The following is a 16,488-nucleotide window of genomic DNA, read 5'->3' as shown; positions in this document are numbered from 1 at the left end:
GGTTTACAATCAGATTGTCAATATTTTATGTTTTTATTAAGTTAACAATTCTTGGAGGCTATTATGGCTTTGCCTAAAGATCAACAACCATCCCAAGTGGGTACATACGAAAAAATCCTTACTATTGCCAACCGCATTATGAACGGCGGCGAAATCACTAAGGAAGAAGCAATCGAGCTGATTCATACGTCAGACGATGACACCATGATTTTACTTGCTATGGCTGATAAAATTCGCCAGCATTTCAATGACAACTCCGTGGATGTATGCGCCATTGTAAATGCACGATCCGGCAAATGTCCTGAAAACTGTAAATTCTGTGCCCAATCTGCCCATCACGAAACAGGTGTTCAAGTATATCCGTTCATGGATGATGAAAGCATCCTCGATGCGGCGCGCAAAGCTAAAGAAGCAGGCGCTATTCGTTTTTCTATCGTAACGAGTGGTCGTAATACTAATAACCCAGATGAATTTAACCAAATCATTCGCGTATTAGACCGTATTAAAAACGAAGTAGGTCTCGAAATTTGCTGTTCCCTTGGTTTGTTAACTTATGAACAAGCTCTCAAATTAAAAGAAGTGGGTGTAACTCGATACCACTCCAATATCGAAACAGCGCCTAGTCACTTCCCAGATATTTGTACAACCCATTCCTACGAAGATAAAATGTCTACTATCGATAATGCTCAAAAAGCAGGTATTCGCGTTTGCTCTGGCGGCATCCTCGGGCTTAATGAAACATTAGAACAACGCGTAGAGATGGCATTCGAGCTTAAACGTTTGCATATTGACTCTGTACCACTCAACATTTTAAATCCTGTTAAAGGTACACCATTTGAAAGTAATAAAGCTTTACGTCCTCTAGATATTTTACGTACCTTCGCTGTATTCCGTTTCATCTTGCCAAACGCATTGATTCGTACAGCTGGTGGTCGCGAAGTAAATCTACGAGACTTACAAGCTTATGCTTTAAAAGGTGGCCTTAACGGCATCATGGTTGGTGGCTACTTAACAACGGGCGGTCGCTCTCCTCAAGACGATCTTCAAATGATTCAAGACTTAGAATTGAGTCGTAATTCTGCCCAAGTTTAATCTCTTCATGTATATACCATTCTCAGTGTTCTGAGAATGTAGTATATAGATAATATTCCTAAGGATTTATAAATATTTTACACATAAAAAGAACCATCTAGTTTGCTGTGCTAGATGGTTCTTTTAATTCCATAATAAATTGTAAATAGCATGCCCATTAGTATTACCCTCAATAGGCTCAGGGTTTTCATTAAATTCTACATTTTCATACGGCGTCCCGTCTGCCATGTACGCATCAACCTTCAATGTTTCCATGGTTCTATTATATCTACTGATATAAACTTTGTACCGCAATTCGTCGCCACCCAGTTCATTGACTCGCAGCCACAAAAGTGCGTCATAATCACTCTTTTGTACACTGTCGTTGTCAATAAATAATTGGTTTCCTGATGCATCTGGTCCAACATAGTACCAGTCCGTTGCGTAAGCAGTCCCCCCTATACTGAGTAGCCACAAAAGCGATAATATGGTTAATATTTTACTCATATGACTGCTCCTCTCATGCTATAGAGCTGTATACTTTATAAAAGCTTAATGGCATCAAACCTTTATAAAATATACAACTTCTCCTTTATATATAATACCAAAATTGCCCCATATTTATCAACAATAATTAAACTAAATTACGAAGTTTTTTAGAAATATAAGAAATTTAAAGCAATTTATTAAATATCTTCATTTTTAACTCATTTATTGTTTTTATAATAACTACATCAAATGATAAATAGAGGTAACAATTCCCTGGTTACCATACGTGTATTTATCTCCCGACAAGTAATACTAACCCCAAACCTACTACTTGTTTAAATACATGGTTCATTTGATATTAATACTAACACTCCCCTTACATGAAAAAAGGACTCCATATGGAGTCCTTTTTTCGTTGTCTAAAAACTTCATAGAATACTAAAACATAGGGTTATAGGACAAAACATATACGAGTATGAATTCTATTTGCTTTGTAAACCACGATAAACGAGTTCAAAAATAACTTTCTGAGCTTCTAACCACTCATCACTCTGAGTCCACTTATATTCTTTATTAATAGCATATAATCCGTGTACTAAAAATACAAAAACGGATACACCTACATCAAACGAAATCCCAAGTGCTTCTGCCATAACGAGCCCTTGCCGATCTTTTTCACTCCTGATAATGCGTTGTAATACATATTCTGAAATTTGTTCATCTAAAAATAAAGGTAAATACTTTTTATGTCGTATAATACGCTGACATAGAGGCAATCTATCAAAAATAGAATCGTATGCTTCTCTCAACGAAACAGAATTAGAAGCAGCTGATAAAGTTTTAGCTATAATTTGTAAATTATTGTTATCTAACATTCCTAGCTTTGAATAAGCGATTGCATCATCTACTAAATCATCAACAATTTCCATGATATTACTATAGTGTAAATAAAAAGTAGAACGAGTTATACTCGAAGCTTTACACAACGATGTTACTGTTACAGACTCAAAAGAATTGTTTGCCAAACAACTAAGCAAGCCTTCTTTTAACAACATACGTGTCATTTCTTTTCGAGTTATCATATAACCTCCAATATAGACACTTTTATACAATGTGTCTATTAATAAACATAGTGTTAATTATTGTTGAGACTAGTATAACAAAACAAGGTACACTAGTTCTAGAGATTACAAATAATAATCTATTCAACTAAATCGACAATAATTTAATTAAGGAGATAACTATGACACAATATACTCACATTCGAAATGCCACAGGAAAATTAACAATAAAAAATACAACCTTCCTTATTGATCCATTTTTAGCACCAAAAGATACTTATCCTGGCTTCGAAGGAACATTTAACTATCAACAAAGAATGCCTATGGTTGATTTACCTGTATCACTAGACAATCTATTAAGCAATATAACTGCAGTAGTAGTTACACACACACATCTTGACCATTGGGATGATACGGCAATTAATGCTATTCCAAAATCACTTCCTATTTTTGTACAAAATACAGCAGACAAAGAACTTATTACTTCACAAGGCTTTAATGATGTCCGCATCATTTTTGAAAGTCTAGAGTTTAATGGTATCACATTAAGAAAAACAGGTGGCTCCCACGGCACGGTAGAAATGTATGCAAATCCAGTTCTCGCACCATTAGCAGGCGATGCGATGGGCGTTATTTTTGAAGCAGCAGACGAACCAACTGTGTACCTTGTAGGCGATACAGTTTGGACAAGTGATGTAGAGAAGGCCCTCCTTCGCTTCGATCCTAACGTTATTATTATGAACACTGGATATGCTCAAGTTTTAGGCTTTGAAGATAGTATTATTATGGGTACAAAAGATATTGGCCGCATGGTGGTACGCAAACCAGAGGCTAAAATCATTGCGGTTCACATGGATACAGTTAATCATACTGCAACAAGTCGTAAGGATGTGCGCAAATTTATCAAAGGCAACAACATTGAAAGCCATGTAGCAGTGCCTGAAGACGGCGAAACCATCGCACTTTAATAGTCCTAAAATAATTAGCATACTAGGCTACAGCTAATATAACACTACTAAAAATCTATCAACAAACAATAAAAAACACCCTCTAAAGTCTAATAGTCACAATAACTATAAGATCTATAGAGGGTGTTTTTATACGTAACTACAAATTATAATCTATCAAAAGATAAACTATTTTACTTCAGCCCAACCTAAAGCAGCACGTTTAGCATCGATATCTGCTAAGATTTTTTCAGCTACTTTAGCAGGATCAGTATTTACATACATAACAGAACCTAAGATGTCCTTAGTGTCTTCTTTAAGCCATTTTGTAACAGCATCAGAACCTTGTGTAGGTGGCTCAACGCAGTGGTAAGAGTTGATACCCATCAAGCGGAAGCCAAGGGATGCATCGATACCTTTTTCGTTAGACCATTCAGGGCTAGACATTGCAAATGGCATTTGTGGTAAGTTAAGACCTAATTCACCTGCAATACCAGCAAAGATACCGGAAGAACGAGCATTATCTACACATTCGCCAACATGCCATACTGGCGGTTGATCATCGCCCAAGAACTCTTGCAATGCAGGGCTACATTTCTTAATAGCATCTGTATTACAGTAACCAAGTTTCATCAATGGGAAGGACGCACAACCATTTGTTGTGATGATACAGCCATTTTTGATAAGTGTATCAACGATATCTACAGTTGCTTTCTCGTAGATAACGCGAGGGTTGGAACAACCTACTACGTTTACGATACCACGAACTTTACCAGATTTTAAAGCCTCTGCCAATGGTTTGAAGGAACCATAATGTTTAACAGTGGATTCTGGAGAGAAACCAACCTCTGCAGTGATTTCGTATGGCGGAATGAATACAGGCATACCTTTGCGCAATTCATGCGCTTCAAGGGCACGATCCAAGATTTTACGAGCCAATTCTTTAGTTTCAGACAAGTTTGTATGGTGATGATCGTAACCGATATGTTCTGCACCTGGTAAACGAGCTGCATCAGATGTAGTAATAACTTTTGTGTTGAAGCAACGTGCTACGTCCATGATAGCAGGATATACGTCTTGAACGTCTGCTACCCAGCAATCGAGTGCACCAGTACCAAGTACAAGCTCAGCACCGATAGCATTACACAATGGAATAACATTTTCATAGCGGTACATGCTGGACAAACCAGAGCAGCAGATACCGTAGAATTGGATACCTTTAGCACCGATAGCTTTTGCTTTTTCTAAGTACTCTTCAGAGGCACCAATTGTACAAATTTGGGATACTAATGTTGGCAAGTGACCATGAACAGCGATGTTAACATAACCTTTTTTCAAAGCACCGATGTTAACTTTGGATGTACGACGACCACCTAGACCGAACAAGGCATCTGTTGCGATGTCCGCTGCCACTACGCCAGTAAATGTGAAAGCAAGACCACAACGCAAAAATTGTTTCATGTTGCTTTCCCAATCGCCATCTGTACCTACGCATGTACGATGGTATGCATCAAAGGCTTCATTGTACGCGGAAATAGGCAAGATATCTAGGTTTTTCCAAACTTCACGGCGTTCAGCTGGAGCTAACGCTGTAATTGTTTTATATTCGCCAGGCAATGCACGGCTCAAATCTTCTAATAGAACGTCTGCCAAGTCATTTGCCACTTCTTTTAAGGAACGGCCTTCTTCAGGGATGTTGAAAGCTTTACATACTGTGCGAATTTTTTCTTCCCCTAAAATTGGAATATCCAATTGATCATTAGCAGCAGCTTTCAAAGAAATCAAGATTTCGCGAGCATGTGCACCATGTTGAGTCAAGCCACCTGCAGCAGCACGTGTCATATTACGAGCTACGATAAGGTCAGCATCAGCACCGCAGACACCACGAGGGCTCTTAGGTGTAATTTTACATGGACCCATGAAGCAGATACGGCAGCATACGCCAGCAATACCGAAAGTACATTGTGGTTGTTGTTTGTCGAAACGATCAAACACTGTATCACAACCGATTTGCTCCATGCGAAGAATCATTTCACGTACCGCAGGATCTGGTGTTTGTTCAATTACATCTTGTTTTGTAGGCCATGTTTTACGATACTCAGCAACGGCTTTCATGTAATCGTTTACGCCATGTTCATGTGGTACCCCAGGTTCATGAGTGTGTGGCACCCATTTATCCGTCGGCATAGCCTTTGCATGACTATGGTCGTGACCATGTTCATGATCGTGGTCGTGATGATGATCATGGTCGTGATGATGATCATGGTCGTGACCATGATGGTGATGATGACCGCCACAATGGCAATGATGGTCATGATGATGTTCATGATGATGTTCGCCATGGCTGTGGTCATGGGTATTTTTGTTTTCCACATCTTTATTCATAATAAACCTCCTAGGGGCCTACATAGGCCAACCGTCAATAACAAGAAAACATATTCTATTTTTATTTTATTTTTTAAATCCACCATACTTGTGGGTTTTAAATCCTATCTCTTAAATATGTTTTAACCTACTTTAAGTATATTTTTCGAAAGGACATTTGTCAATTATTTTTTTGAGAAATTTTTGACTCATTAACGCCAAAAGATATTGTGATTAATATATTTATCAAATTCGATATTTTCAGTTTTCTTTCATAAATCAAAAAGGCTAATTCCTGTAAATGCAGGGAATTAACCTCTTTTATCTATAGAATACTATATTTAGATATTGTTTTATATAAATTATTATTCGTAAGTAGTACTAAATACGCTAACACTCCATCTGTATAGTTTATAAGAATTTCTGCATAATATTTGCTACTTCCGGCAAATGGAATCGTTTTGCTCTATCTGATCTTGCCACAAGAACTAATTGACGGAAACAAAGCTTTGACGCTAAAGGATAGAATTTAACTTTATCATCATCACCTTTACTATTGAGTGTACTCGGCAAGAAAGTAATACCATAATCATCTTCTACTAAAGAACGACAAGTATCCAATGTTTCTGATGCAATAACAGCTTTAGGCACAAAGGACTCCGCTTGACATAATCGGTTTACCAAAGACCGTAGCTTTAAGCCCTCTCGCAAAAGAATAAATGGAAACGGTCCAAACGGTGCGATTTCCCGAATACCATCAGGCGTCATGAGAGAGTCCGCAATAGCAATGGCTTTTTTATTTTCTACACTAATAGCTAGTAAAATTTGCTCATCAAGTACGGGATAGCTTTCAAGAGCTTGAGAATAAATAGGTGTTGGGAATAGTCCTACGTCAACTAAGCCATCACAAATCTGTTGCTCTAGAAAATGAGATTCCCCTTCTACCACATGGAACTCCCATGACGGTTCAATTTGTTGAAAACTCTTTAATGTTTTACCCAACATATGATGACCATAAAACTGGGACAAACCAATTCGAACATGATATGCCACATCTGTACCTTGATTGATAATAGACTGTGTTAAAGCCTCTACTTTATGAACTAATGGCATCCCTTCTTTTGCAATTTGCAATGCTGCAGCCGTCGGCACAACCTTAGTACGATCACGAGCAAACATAGGAACACCTAACTCTGCTTCGATACGACGAATACTTTGACTCAACGCAGGCTGAGAAATATATAATTTTTTAGACGCTTTAGAAAATGACGCCATCTCAACGATAGTACTTATGTATTTAATATCTTTTATATCCATAGAAACACCTTATAACAAAACATTATGATTTTATTATAACTATATATTACCAAAATACAAGATATATAATGTAATTTAAAAGTCTATTATTTATAAAACAATACTTCTAATCTAAGTTAATCTAATCTTAGCTATTCTATCCTAATCTAAGCTAAGCTAAACTAAACTGAGGCATAGTAATATAATATTACTTACGCACAACAAAAAAGCCCTCCACATGGAGGGCCTTTTCTTTGAGCAGTTAGACAATCTCAATATTACATTGAGGATTTAATAGTTTTTGAAATTACATTAATGTTTTAAGTACATCTAATACTTCTTCTGGTAATTCGTTTTTATGACCAATAAGGTTTTCTACATAGTCATAGCGGAACTCAAAAGCTTTGTGTAATTGGTGATGGTACTCACGCACTTGGAATGGTGGTTCAAAACCAGGAACCTCTACATACTCAAGGTTCGGGTATTTATAGAATGGTTTGAATTCCAAAGTACCTTCTACCAAACGTTCTAACAAATCAAGAGTCACTTCTTTTGGAACTTTGTTGTCCAAGAAGAAGCCTGTATTCATAATGTAGCATTCTACGCCACATTCAGAGAACAATTTTTTGTAGCTTTCATAATCAAGAGCCAATGGATATGTACGGAATGGATTTGCATACGGTTCAATAACAAGTGCATTTGGATCCACATGAGCATCGAGTTTTTCCGCTGTAGAACGGCGCGTAGCAAGTGTGGCACCCATTGTAGATGCTAGTACAGGATCATCAATTTTGAGGATCGGTGGCAATGTTTTATCTTTCATAAGCCATACAATAGCATTAACTGGCTCGTCTACGTAATTTACGCGGTTCTCTGTCCAGAATTGAGATTTGATAGCACGACCATTATTATTACGAACGTCTTCAGCTAATACAACCTTACGGCCCTCGTCATCCATAGTTACGCCTACATTTTGTAGTGTTAACAAGAATTCATTAGCAGGATGTTCCACAGGGTAATCTTGCATTTTGTCAAAGTACGTAGGTTCAAGAGCAATAGAACTCAAATCCTCAGTATTGATAATATACGCATCATCATGCAAGATAGAGATATCATAACGACCATCATGTTTTTCATGAGTCAATGTAGATTTACCGGAACCGGACAAGCCGAATACACCGATAGTATAGGATTTGCCATTATCAAGGTTGTAACGTTTCATACCACCGTGGCAAGCAACATAGCCGAGGCGATTTGCCAAGGACCATGCCAATGTAAGAGTACCTTTTTTGTGCTCACCAAAATAGCGCATGCCAAGAATCATTGCACAGTTATGAGCAGGGTCAAAAATAGCAAGACCACCTGGATGACCTGGTACAACATAATCTGGATCAGAGTAGATGTAGATATCACCTTCTGGGATCTCTAAACTATCATTGTAGAATTCTTTTACTGCTGCATCAAAGAACTTGAAGTTCATGATCCAAGAATACAAAATAGATGCGTGATCTTTTGGAATCATCAAATGCGCACGAGCTGTGAACTTTTTATCAAGACCTACGATAGTTTCAGCAGAAATCCATTCTTTACCACGGCTATCATAGACTGCATCACGTGCAATATTAGCAAGTTCTACTTCATCAATACCTTCATCACCAATAATACGACGAGCTTTTGCATAGCGACCTGTAGTTTTACCATCGTTTGTAACAAGTACCTTTGCATCAGCTGGCAAACCTTGCTCGCATGGTTTATATACAGGCATATCGAGGACGATAACACCTGGCTCTTCAGCGGCAAATTGATACGCTTGTGCAACGGATGTTACAGGCGTTACATTGTTCCCATAAAATGCAGTTTCAATAGTACTGCGCATCTTAGAAAATAATGGGTTTGTTTTAATTTCACTTTGCTTCCAAACGCGTCTTGTAGACATAGTATCTAGATCCTCACCTTTAAATATTTTGTAATTTCTCATGTAAAAGTAGATTAATATATGAAAATATTGTTTTTGCAAATACTTTCATTATTTTCTATTTTACCCTTTTCAATCAAATTTGTATACACAAAACAGATGAAATATAGGAAATTATTGTATGTTTATTTCAAATTAGTGCAACACATTTCTAATAATAAAAATTGATAACTAATCATTACTTAATGCTGTAACCAAAGTAAACAACATATAATTCAATATTCACAATCACTGCGCAACACTAATAACAAAATAAAATGAGGCAAGGCCCTAAGACCTTGCCTCTCTCACATTTAAAAGTTCAATTATTTCTTATTTTTATTAATGAATGCGTCGATTTTACCGATCAAATCATCTACATCAAAATCACCGCGTTCTGCAATCATCTTGATAGTAGCCACCTTAGCCATCACTTTTACCATAGGCGTTTTTAATTTCTCGAATTTAGGATTTAAAGAAATTAAATGATCTACAATATCTGGGCTTTGTTTAATCAAATTAGACAAAGTCGTTTTTGCGTCAATATGGAAACGACCATCTGCATCAGCTGTTAATGGTTCTTCGTCTACCTCTTCTGCAGCCTCTTGGGCTAAGGATTTTTCTTTATTACCATCGCCTACAAAATCGGTTTTATCCCACGTTAACAATGTACGGGAACCTTCTAATTCACGGATATGAGTGCAGTCTTGCATCATTTCTAGTACACCACGGAACTTGCCATTTTCATCGCGCACCGCCGTGTAGATAACATAGATAAACAAGCCCGGTTTATTAATCCAGAATTCAGCTTGGCTTTGCTCGCCAGAGCGGAACTTCTCAACGATTTCTTCTACCACGTGAACAGACTTCGCTGGATGACAATTCTTCACCTCACGACCAATAACGTTAGCACTGCGTGGGAAAATGCGATGCGGTGTATCACTGTAGAACTTAACGAGTTCATTTTCATCTACATAGGATAAATCTACTGGAAGATGACGGAACAATAAATTGATTTGTTCTAAGGTCAATTTGCCAGTAGCTACGTCTAATACAGCATCTTTACCAACGGCTGCACCTCCTACAGGACCAACATATTTAGACAATAAACCTGCTAAATCGTTTAAGAATTCGTTAGATACAGCGCCGTTTTGACCGGAGTTATTGGCATTTAGTTGCGCTGCAGAATCATTGATGCCTGGCACTACGTATAAACCTGGTGGATTGATGATAGCATAACCAATTTCATGGTCATTTTTGCTCATGCGCACAAACTCTTCATCACTTAATAATTTAAAGGATGTTGGCAATAAAACCTCTAACTCTTTAGAGTTCAAATCGCGCAATTTTGCCAATGTTTCTGGTACAGATGCTAAGAACTCTTCGTATTTATCTTCCCGAAGCAATGCATAGGATGCAGAGATAGCATCGCGCACGCCGTCATCAAAGGTCCACATAATACGTGTAGGGCGGTCAAAACCATGATCCTCTAGCATTGGATATAATTGATTTTGCTTACGAGACAGATGCGTTCTCCATTGCGCTAATGAATCAAAGATACCAAGCCATGGATTTTTAATAAACTTCTCTTGCTTTAATAATTCATCTGCTTCGAGAGCTACCTTTTCAACAGCATTGATTTCTTCTAAGTACACCCACAACGGATGATTTTCAGGATACTCATTTTGAGCGCGTACTAATACGCCATCGAACAAGTTTAATAGGTCATCCATCTTATCTAGGATCTCTTCATCCTTGTAAACACCTTTTAAACTTTGCTCTGCATAAGCAAACTCATCAGGCGTACAAGTGCCAAGTTTTTCTTTTAAAATACGATTGCCCTCTTCTAAGGACAATTTTCCGTCTAAATAATCTTCTTTAACGGACACAATAATTCGGTAACGTTCATTGTTAATATCTAGCTTTTGTTTTAATGGATTCATATGTGTATACCTCCAAGGGCTAATTGATGATTATGATTTTATTATAACATTTTGAAAGTAATTTTCAGTAGCTATAGATACAGTTTTATTATTTTGTAAAAATTTCTCAACTAGTTTTGCTTAATTGTGGTTACAATCCAATTAAACGTAGATTACGCAAATAGTGCATCAGCTTAAGATTTCACACAAAAAGCACCCATACCATGTACGAGTGCCTTTATTAGATATTAAAAATCAATATATTCAGTTTTAGAAGATGCTACCGGATTACCATTAGAGTCTGTAGCAGGATTAAATCGCCATGTAGAAATAGTTTCAACGAGAGCCGCATCAACAGCGCTGGATCCACTAGATGCTACAATCTCAATATCCCCTACAGAGCCGTCTTCATTGATGGTAAAACGTACATCTGCACCATGAACAGCACCGCTATAACCGGCAAGAACCGCTTGGTCTACAGCTGGCGTAGATACCGCTGTAGGCGGTTTATAAGGAGCCGCCAATACAGAGGCCACCAAACCAGTTACAAACAATGCGCTCAACATTGCACAACGCAACACTTTATTCATCATTATCTCCTTATTTAGCTGTTACAGCATGCTTAGGCAGAGTAATTGTCATCCCAATAATAGATTCATGAGCCTTTTGATCCGTGCCGATAGCAGGTGTGAATTTCCACTGCATGATTGCTTTTTTTACTGCTTCATCAACAGGAGCATAACCAGAGGAGCGTTCAACGAAAACATTTTTAACATTCCCTTTTTTATCAATCAAGAAGCGTACGCGCATATCTGGTGACACCGTAGCCGTTTGAGGAATCTCAGGCAACTCAGGTTTTACAATATGAACCTCTCTTGGAGATTCTAAGAACTTTGCCGCATCAGCTGTATAATTACCTAACATGCCGAAAGATGCAACGAGTACAGCTGCAGCAGTGTATCGGAATAATTTATTCATAATAAGCCTCCTTATTCATTTTGTCTATGCATAATATCATACTAAATAAAGATGAATATTTAAAGAATAAATTATTATTGATAAAATTTCTCATTTATGATATATTGATTTCAAGATAACTGTTCGGACTTACATATCAGGTTGATATGACAAAAAATTACACAAAGGAGGTTCATCATGAGACGTAGAAAGCGTATTCAAATGAAGGTCATGATGGTACTTGGTATCGTTGCCCTCATTGGGCCAAACCATCTACAATCTCTCATCCCTTAACAATTGTGACCTTAGCAGAAAACCGTATAACTGCCACTAGCCGCTACGTTAGTAGTGGCTATTTTTCCGCTTAAATAAGGGTAGATTGTATCACTTATGTATTAACAAGATAACTAAAGTTTTTAACGCTGTACCTATAAAAGGAGGTTTATTATGAAATTTAATCGAATCTTACTAATTGTCGTATCATTAGCACTTATGTTATTCGCATTAGCAGGCTGTGGAAAAGATGCAGCCCAAGACAATCAGAAAAAATTAAATGTTGTAGCTACTACTACAATGTTAACAGATTTAGTAAAAGAAATTGGCGGTGATCATGTATCCGTCCAAGGACTCATGGGACCTGGCGTAGACCCTCACCTCTACCAAGCTAGCGCCGGCGATGTAACAACTATGTCTAAGGCAGATGTTGTGGTGTACAACGGCATTCACTTAGAAGGTAAAATGGGTTCCATTTTCGACAATTTAACAAAACAAAATAAAGCTACTATCCGCGTATCCGACGCTATTGATCCAGCCACTCTACTCGACTTTGATGAAGAAGATGGCGTGAAAACTAAAGACCCTCATATTTGGTTCGATGTAGCTAACTGGAAACTTGCTGCCAAAGCAGTTTACGAAGGTCTTGCGAAAGCAGATCCAGCTCACAAAGAGGATTTCAAAAAACGCTATGATGCATACCTCACTAAATTAGATGAAACAGATGCATATATTAAAGCACAAGCAGAATCTATTCCTAAAGAATCTCGCGTTCTCGTAACAGCACACGATGCCTTCCAATACTTTGCTCGCGCTTATGGCTTTGAAGTAAAAGGTTTGCAAGGTGTAAGTACTGCTACAGAAGCTGGCACACAAGATGTGAATGAACTTGTTCAATTTATCGTAGATCACAAAATTAAAGCGATCTTCGTAGAATCTTCTGTACCACACAAAACCATTGAAGCCGTTCAAGAAGCAGCTAAGGCTAAAGGCTGGAACATTGCTATCGGTGGCGAATTATACTCCGACTCCCTCGGTTCTGAAGGCACTGAAGGCGGCACATATATTGGCATGGTAAAAGCTAACATCGATACCATCGTTAAAGCACTTAAATAAACAATGATTTGATTAACTTAATCAAATACGACAAAGTAAATTTACAGGTCTGGTTACAGTTCGGACTTATGACTTAGATAGTTTTAAATATACTTTGTTATTGTAAGTACAAGTGCTACTAGCAATATTAGCTAGTAGCACTTATTAATAGAAGGAGGTCTCTATGGAATGGGCTGTTGAAGTTGAAGATATGACCGTAGCTTATACGACAAAACCCGTACTATGGGACGTAGATATGAAGGTACCTATCGGTTCCTTAGCGGCTATCGTCGGCCCTAATGGAGCCGGTAAATCTACATTATTAAAGGCCATGTTAGGCCTATTAACAGTTATCTCAGGTAGTGTTAAGTTTTATATCGACCACCACCTTGCAATGGACAAAAAGGATTACAAAAAAATTGCCTATGTACCTCAAAGCGGTAGCGTAGACTGGGACTTTCCTACTACCGTATTAGACGTTGTACTTATGGGCCGCTATGGTCATCTAGGTTGGTTCAAACGACCAAGTAAAAAGGATAAGGAACTGGCCCTCTCCATGATTGAAAAAATGGGCATGAGCGACTATGTGAATAGGCAAATTCGTCAACTTTCAGGGGGCCAACAACAGCGTGTATTCCTCGCGAGAGCCCTCGTACAAGAGGCAGATATTTATCTCATGGACGAGCCTTTCAAGGGCGTCGACAAAACGACGGAGCACGCCATTATCTCCCTTTTACAAGAAATGAAAGCCCGTGGCAAAACGGTCATCGTCGTACACCACGATTTAAATACGGTACCTCAATATTTCGACTGGGTAACGATGGTCAATAAGCAAACTGTTGCCTATGGTCCCGTAGTAGAGACCTTTACTGATGAGGCCATCGAGCGCACCTACGGCAAGGGGAGGATTGTATGACCATACTCCAATCCTATACGACGCAGATGGTATTGCTCGGGACGGCTCTTTTAGGCCTTGCCAGTGGTATTGCAGGCACCTTCGCAGTACTGCGCAAGGAAAGCCTCATCGGTGACGGCCTCTCCCACGCCGCACTGCCTGGTGTAGTCATCGCATTCTTGCTGACCGGTATAAAAGACATTGAGGTACTCATTATAGGTGCTGCCCTGTCCTCCATCACTGCGGCATGGCTCATTACCATCACCGTTGAAAACAGTAAAATCAAATTCGATGGTGCTCTAGCTACTATACTATCTGCTTTCTTTGGTCTTGGTATGGTTCTACTCACCTACCTTCAAAGTCTGAACAATGCAGGTCAGGCGGGGCTTTCAAAATTTATATTTGGACAGGCCGCCACCATATTAGCCCGCGATGTGTACATTACATCGGCGGCAGCACTCATCATTATCGTTTTAACAGCCTTATTTTGGAAGGAGCTAAAGCTCATCTCCTTCGACGTAGAATACGCAAAAACATTGCAAATTCCCGTCACCTTTACACTCATTTTATATCGATTCCTATTGATCATGACTATCATCATTGGCATTCAATCAGTAGGTGCTATCTTAATCAGTTCCCTACTCATTGCACCGGCCGTAGGGGCTCGTCAGTGGACGAACAAGCTAGGTACCATGTGTATGTTAGCAGGATGTTTCGGTATGGTATCTGCTATCGGCGGTACCATTTGGAGTACAACAGTACAAAAACTGCCTACAGGTCCTGCGATTATCGTCATTCTGTCAGTTATCGTACTGTTGAGCCTCATATTTGCACCTAATAGAGGCATCTTATGGCAATATCGTAGAAACAAACAATCAAAACAAGCTTTATTATCAGAAACCACAAAGATAAGTCCTGCCGATTTACAACAAAAAATATATAGAGCAGAGGGTGGACAGCCTCGCATAGGGGGTGCCCCATGACAGTACATACAGAGATTTTACTCATCGCCATCGCAGTATCTATCGCGTGCGCTATCCCTGGTGTATTCCTCGTGCTACGCCGCATGTCCATGATGGCAGACGCCATTACACACACCGTATTCCTCGGCATTGTACTCGCTTTCTTTGTGACGGAAGACTTAAACTCACCCTTGCTTTTAGTAGGGGCAACCATAGTCGGCGTAGGAACGGTATGGCTTACAGAGATGATTCATAACACGGGCCTCGTCAACGAAGATGCATCCATCGGTATCATCTTTCCCCTTCTATTCTCCATTGCCATCATCCTCGTCAGTCTCTACAGCGGCAACGCACACCTTGACGTAGATACCGCACTTCTAGGGGAAATTGCGTTCGCCCCATTCGACAGATGGATTGTAAACGGCACCGACTTAGGTCCTGTATCTCTATGGATCTCCCTTGGGGTGGCATTCATCAACCTCCTATTAGTTATGCTCTTCTACAAGGAATTGCAGCTATCTACCTTCGACCCACTATTAGCAGGGCTCTTCGGCTTCATGCCCGCCCTCATCCACTACGTGCTGATGACCATGGTGTCCCTTACCGTGGTAGCTTCATTCCAAGCAGTAGGCGCTATCCTCGTTATCGGCCTCATGATCGGACCTGCGGTTATCGCTTATTTATGGACGGACTCTGTGAAAGCCATGCTCACTAGCAGCAGCATCATCGGCATTATCTGTGCCGTCATCGGTACAGAAGTCGCTTTCACCCTAGACGTATCCATTGCAGGTGCTATCGCAACGACGATTGGTCTCGCATTATTAATTGCCGTTATTGGCACGCCAAAGACAGGCTATATTGCAACCTATCTTCGCCAACGCCACTTGCGTCGTCACTATCGAGAAACGATGATGCTCTGCCACATCTATACCCATATGAACACACCTGTGGCAGCCATTGAAAATGGTATCGGCACCATTCACGAACACTTGAACTGGAAGCCAGACTATACACACCAAGCCGCATCACACCTTAAGAAGCAAGGGTTGTTGTATATAACGAATGGGTACTATATGCTGACCGATAAAGGTGTGGCGCAAGTAAAGGAAATCATTTAATTAATTTTATTTAATGAATGTTAATTAGACTCCTTCAAAAATACATATTTTCCCAACAAAAAAGAAGCTGAAATCAATGCACTG

The 16,488-nt window shown here is 39.2% G+C and carries 14 protein-coding genes; 6 read left to right on the top strand and 8 right to left on the bottom strand.

The genetic code is table 11. The annotated features are described in order from the left end of the window. Nucleotides 1-63: 63 nt before the first annotated feature. Nucleotides 64-1,092, top strand: a complete 1,029-nt coding sequence (bioB, locus tag VEHSUH06_RS02670) for a biotin synthase BioB (protein WP_105097667.1) — start codon at nucleotides 64-66, stop codon at nucleotides 1,090-1,092. Between the two features lie 123 nt (nucleotides 1,093-1,215). Here the strand turns inward: bioB and VEHSUH06_RS02665 are convergent, their stop codons facing one another. Together VEHSUH06_RS02665 and VEHSUH06_RS02660 are read right to left on the bottom strand one after the other, a co-directional pair. After that, the gene (locus tag VEHSUH06_RS02665; RefSeq protein WP_105097666.1) at nucleotides 1,216-1,578 is read right to left on the bottom strand and encodes a hypothetical protein; all 363 of its coding nucleotides are present in this window, start codon (nucleotides 1,576-1,578) and stop codon (nucleotides 1,216-1,218) included. Between the two features lie 464 nt (nucleotides 1,579-2,042). Further along, on the bottom strand, nucleotides 2,043-2,642 hold the full coding sequence (locus VEHSUH06_RS02660; RefSeq protein WP_105097665.1) for a TetR/AcrR family transcriptional regulator: 600 nt from the start codon (nucleotides 2,640-2,642) through the stop codon (nucleotides 2,043-2,045). 161 nt (nucleotides 2,643-2,803) lie between these two features. On the opposite strand from VEHSUH06_RS02660, the gene VEHSUH06_RS02655 reads away from it, so the two are divergent. Next, complete coding sequence (locus VEHSUH06_RS02655; RefSeq protein WP_105097664.1) at nucleotides 2,804-3,589, top strand: MBL fold metallo-hydrolase; 786 nt, start codon at nucleotides 2,804-2,806, stop codon at nucleotides 3,587-3,589. 168 nt (nucleotides 3,590-3,757) lie between these two features. On the opposite strand, the gene cooS is transcribed toward VEHSUH06_RS02655, so the two are convergent. The 6 genes from cooS to VEHSUH06_RS02625 all read right to left on the bottom strand — a co-directional run bounded on the left by cooS (nucleotide 3,758) and on the right by VEHSUH06_RS02625 (nucleotide 12,082). Further along, complete coding sequence (cooS, locus tag VEHSUH06_RS02650; protein WP_105097663.1) at nucleotides 3,758-5,953, bottom strand: anaerobic carbon-monoxide dehydrogenase catalytic subunit; 2,196 nt, start codon at nucleotides 5,951-5,953, stop codon at nucleotides 3,758-3,760. 390 nt (nucleotides 5,954-6,343) lie between these two features. Continuing rightward, the gene (locus VEHSUH06_RS02645; protein WP_105097662.1) at nucleotides 6,344-7,249 is read right to left on the bottom strand and encodes a LysR family transcriptional regulator; all 906 of its coding nucleotides are present in this window, start codon (nucleotides 7,247-7,249) and stop codon (nucleotides 6,344-6,346) included. A gap of 286 nt (nucleotides 7,250-7,535) precedes the next feature. Further along, complete coding sequence (locus VEHSUH06_RS02640) at nucleotides 7,536-9,164, bottom strand: phosphoenolpyruvate carboxykinase (ATP) (RefSeq protein WP_105097661.1); 1,629 nt, start codon at nucleotides 9,162-9,164, stop codon at nucleotides 7,536-7,538. A 344-nt stretch (nucleotides 9,165-9,508) separates the two neighbouring features. Then, nucleotides 9,509-11,125, bottom strand: a complete 1,617-nt coding sequence (locus VEHSUH06_RS02635; protein ID WP_105097660.1) for a PAS domain-containing protein — start codon at nucleotides 11,123-11,125, stop codon at nucleotides 9,509-9,511. A 227-nt stretch (nucleotides 11,126-11,352) separates the two neighbouring features. Next, nucleotides 11,353-11,694, bottom strand: coding sequence for an energy transducer TonB (locus VEHSUH06_RS02630; RefSeq protein WP_009351917.1), 342 nt, complete (start codon nucleotides 11,692-11,694; stop codon nucleotides 11,353-11,355). 10 nt (nucleotides 11,695-11,704) lie between these two features. After that, nucleotides 11,705-12,082 carry an energy transducer TonB gene (locus tag VEHSUH06_RS02625; RefSeq protein ID WP_009351964.1) on the bottom strand — a complete coding sequence of 126 codons (378 nt, stop codon included), beginning with the start codon at nucleotides 12,080-12,082 and terminating at the stop codon, nucleotides 11,705-11,707. A 426-nt stretch (nucleotides 12,083-12,508) separates the two neighbouring features. On the opposite strand from VEHSUH06_RS02625, the gene VEHSUH06_RS02620 reads away from it, so the two are divergent. The 4 genes from VEHSUH06_RS02620 (at nucleotide 12,509) to VEHSUH06_RS02605 (ending at nucleotide 16,404) form a co-directional block, all read left to right on the top strand. Continuing rightward, nucleotides 12,509-13,450: a metal ABC transporter solute-binding protein, Zn/Mn family gene (locus VEHSUH06_RS02620; RefSeq protein WP_105097659.1), complete on the top strand. Its 942-nt coding sequence runs from the start codon at nucleotides 12,509-12,511 to the stop codon at nucleotides 13,448-13,450. 163 nt (nucleotides 13,451-13,613) lie between these two features. After that, complete coding sequence (locus VEHSUH06_RS02615; protein WP_105097658.1) at nucleotides 13,614-14,345, top strand: metal ABC transporter ATP-binding protein; 732 nt, start codon at nucleotides 13,614-13,616, stop codon at nucleotides 14,343-14,345. Next, nucleotides 14,342-15,307, top strand: coding sequence for a metal ABC transporter permease (locus VEHSUH06_RS02610; RefSeq protein ID WP_105097657.1), 966 nt, complete (start codon nucleotides 14,342-14,344; stop codon nucleotides 15,305-15,307). The genes VEHSUH06_RS02615 and VEHSUH06_RS02610 overlap by 4 nt, the downstream gene beginning before the upstream one ends. Further along, a complete protein-coding gene (locus VEHSUH06_RS02605) occupies nucleotides 15,304-16,404 on the top strand; it encodes a metal ABC transporter permease (protein ID WP_105097656.1) in 1,101 nt (366 codons plus the stop codon). The genes VEHSUH06_RS02610 and VEHSUH06_RS02605 overlap by 4 nt, the downstream gene beginning before the upstream one ends. Nucleotides 16,405-16,488: the final 84 nt, after the last annotated feature.

Origin of the sequence: Veillonella sp. S13053-19 (assembly GCF_002959835.1) — a bacterium.
Classification (GTDB): domain Bacteria; phylum Bacillota; class Negativicutes; order Veillonellales; family Veillonellaceae; genus Veillonella; species Veillonella rogosae.
The sequence above is the reverse complement of the archived record's forward strand: the minus strand, read 5'-3'. Positions and strand labels throughout refer to the sequence as shown.

Bases quoted from the DNA above. Each gene is read 5' to 3' on its own strand.
- bioB (WP_105097667.1), top strand. From the start codon at position 64: ATGGCTTTGCCTAAAGATCAACAACCATCCCAAGTGGGTACATACGAA.
- VEHSUH06_RS02665 (WP_105097666.1), bottom strand. From the start codon at position 1,578: ATGAGTAAAATATTAACCATATTATCGCTTTTGTGGCTACTCAGTATA.
- VEHSUH06_RS02660 (WP_105097665.1), bottom strand. From the start codon at position 2,642: ATGATAACTCGAAAAGAAATGACACGTATGTTGTTAAAAGAAGGCTTG.
- VEHSUH06_RS02655 (WP_105097664.1), top strand. From the start codon at position 2,804: ATGACACAATATACTCACATTCGAAATGCCACAGGAAAATTAACAATA.
- cooS (WP_105097663.1), bottom strand. From the start codon at position 5,953: ATGAATAAAGATGTGGAAAACAAAAATACCCATGACCACAGCCATGGC.
- VEHSUH06_RS02645 (WP_105097662.1), bottom strand. From the start codon at position 7,249: ATGGATATAAAAGATATTAAATACATAAGTACTATCGTTGAGATGGCG.
- VEHSUH06_RS02640 (WP_105097661.1), bottom strand. From the start codon at position 9,164: ATGTCTACAAGACGCGTTTGGAAGCAAAGTGAAATTAAAACAAACCCA.
- VEHSUH06_RS02635 (WP_105097660.1), bottom strand. From the start codon at position 11,125: ATGAATCCATTAAAACAAAAGCTAGATATTAACAATGAACGTTACCGA.
- VEHSUH06_RS02630 (WP_009351917.1), bottom strand. From the start codon at position 11,694: ATGAATAAAGTGTTGCGTTGTGCAATGTTGAGCGCATTGTTTGTAACT.
- VEHSUH06_RS02625 (WP_009351964.1), bottom strand. From the start codon at position 12,082: ATGAATAAATTATTCCGATACACTGCTGCAGCTGTACTCGTTGCATCT.
- VEHSUH06_RS02620 (WP_105097659.1), top strand. From the start codon at position 12,509: ATGAAATTTAATCGAATCTTACTAATTGTCGTATCATTAGCACTTATG.
- VEHSUH06_RS02615 (WP_105097658.1), top strand. From the start codon at position 13,614: ATGGAATGGGCTGTTGAAGTTGAAGATATGACCGTAGCTTATACGACA.
- VEHSUH06_RS02610 (WP_105097657.1), top strand. From the start codon at position 14,342: ATGACCATACTCCAATCCTATACGACGCAGATGGTATTGCTCGGGACG.
- VEHSUH06_RS02605 (WP_105097656.1), top strand. From the start codon at position 15,304: ATGACAGTACATACAGAGATTTTACTCATCGCCATCGCAGTATCTATC.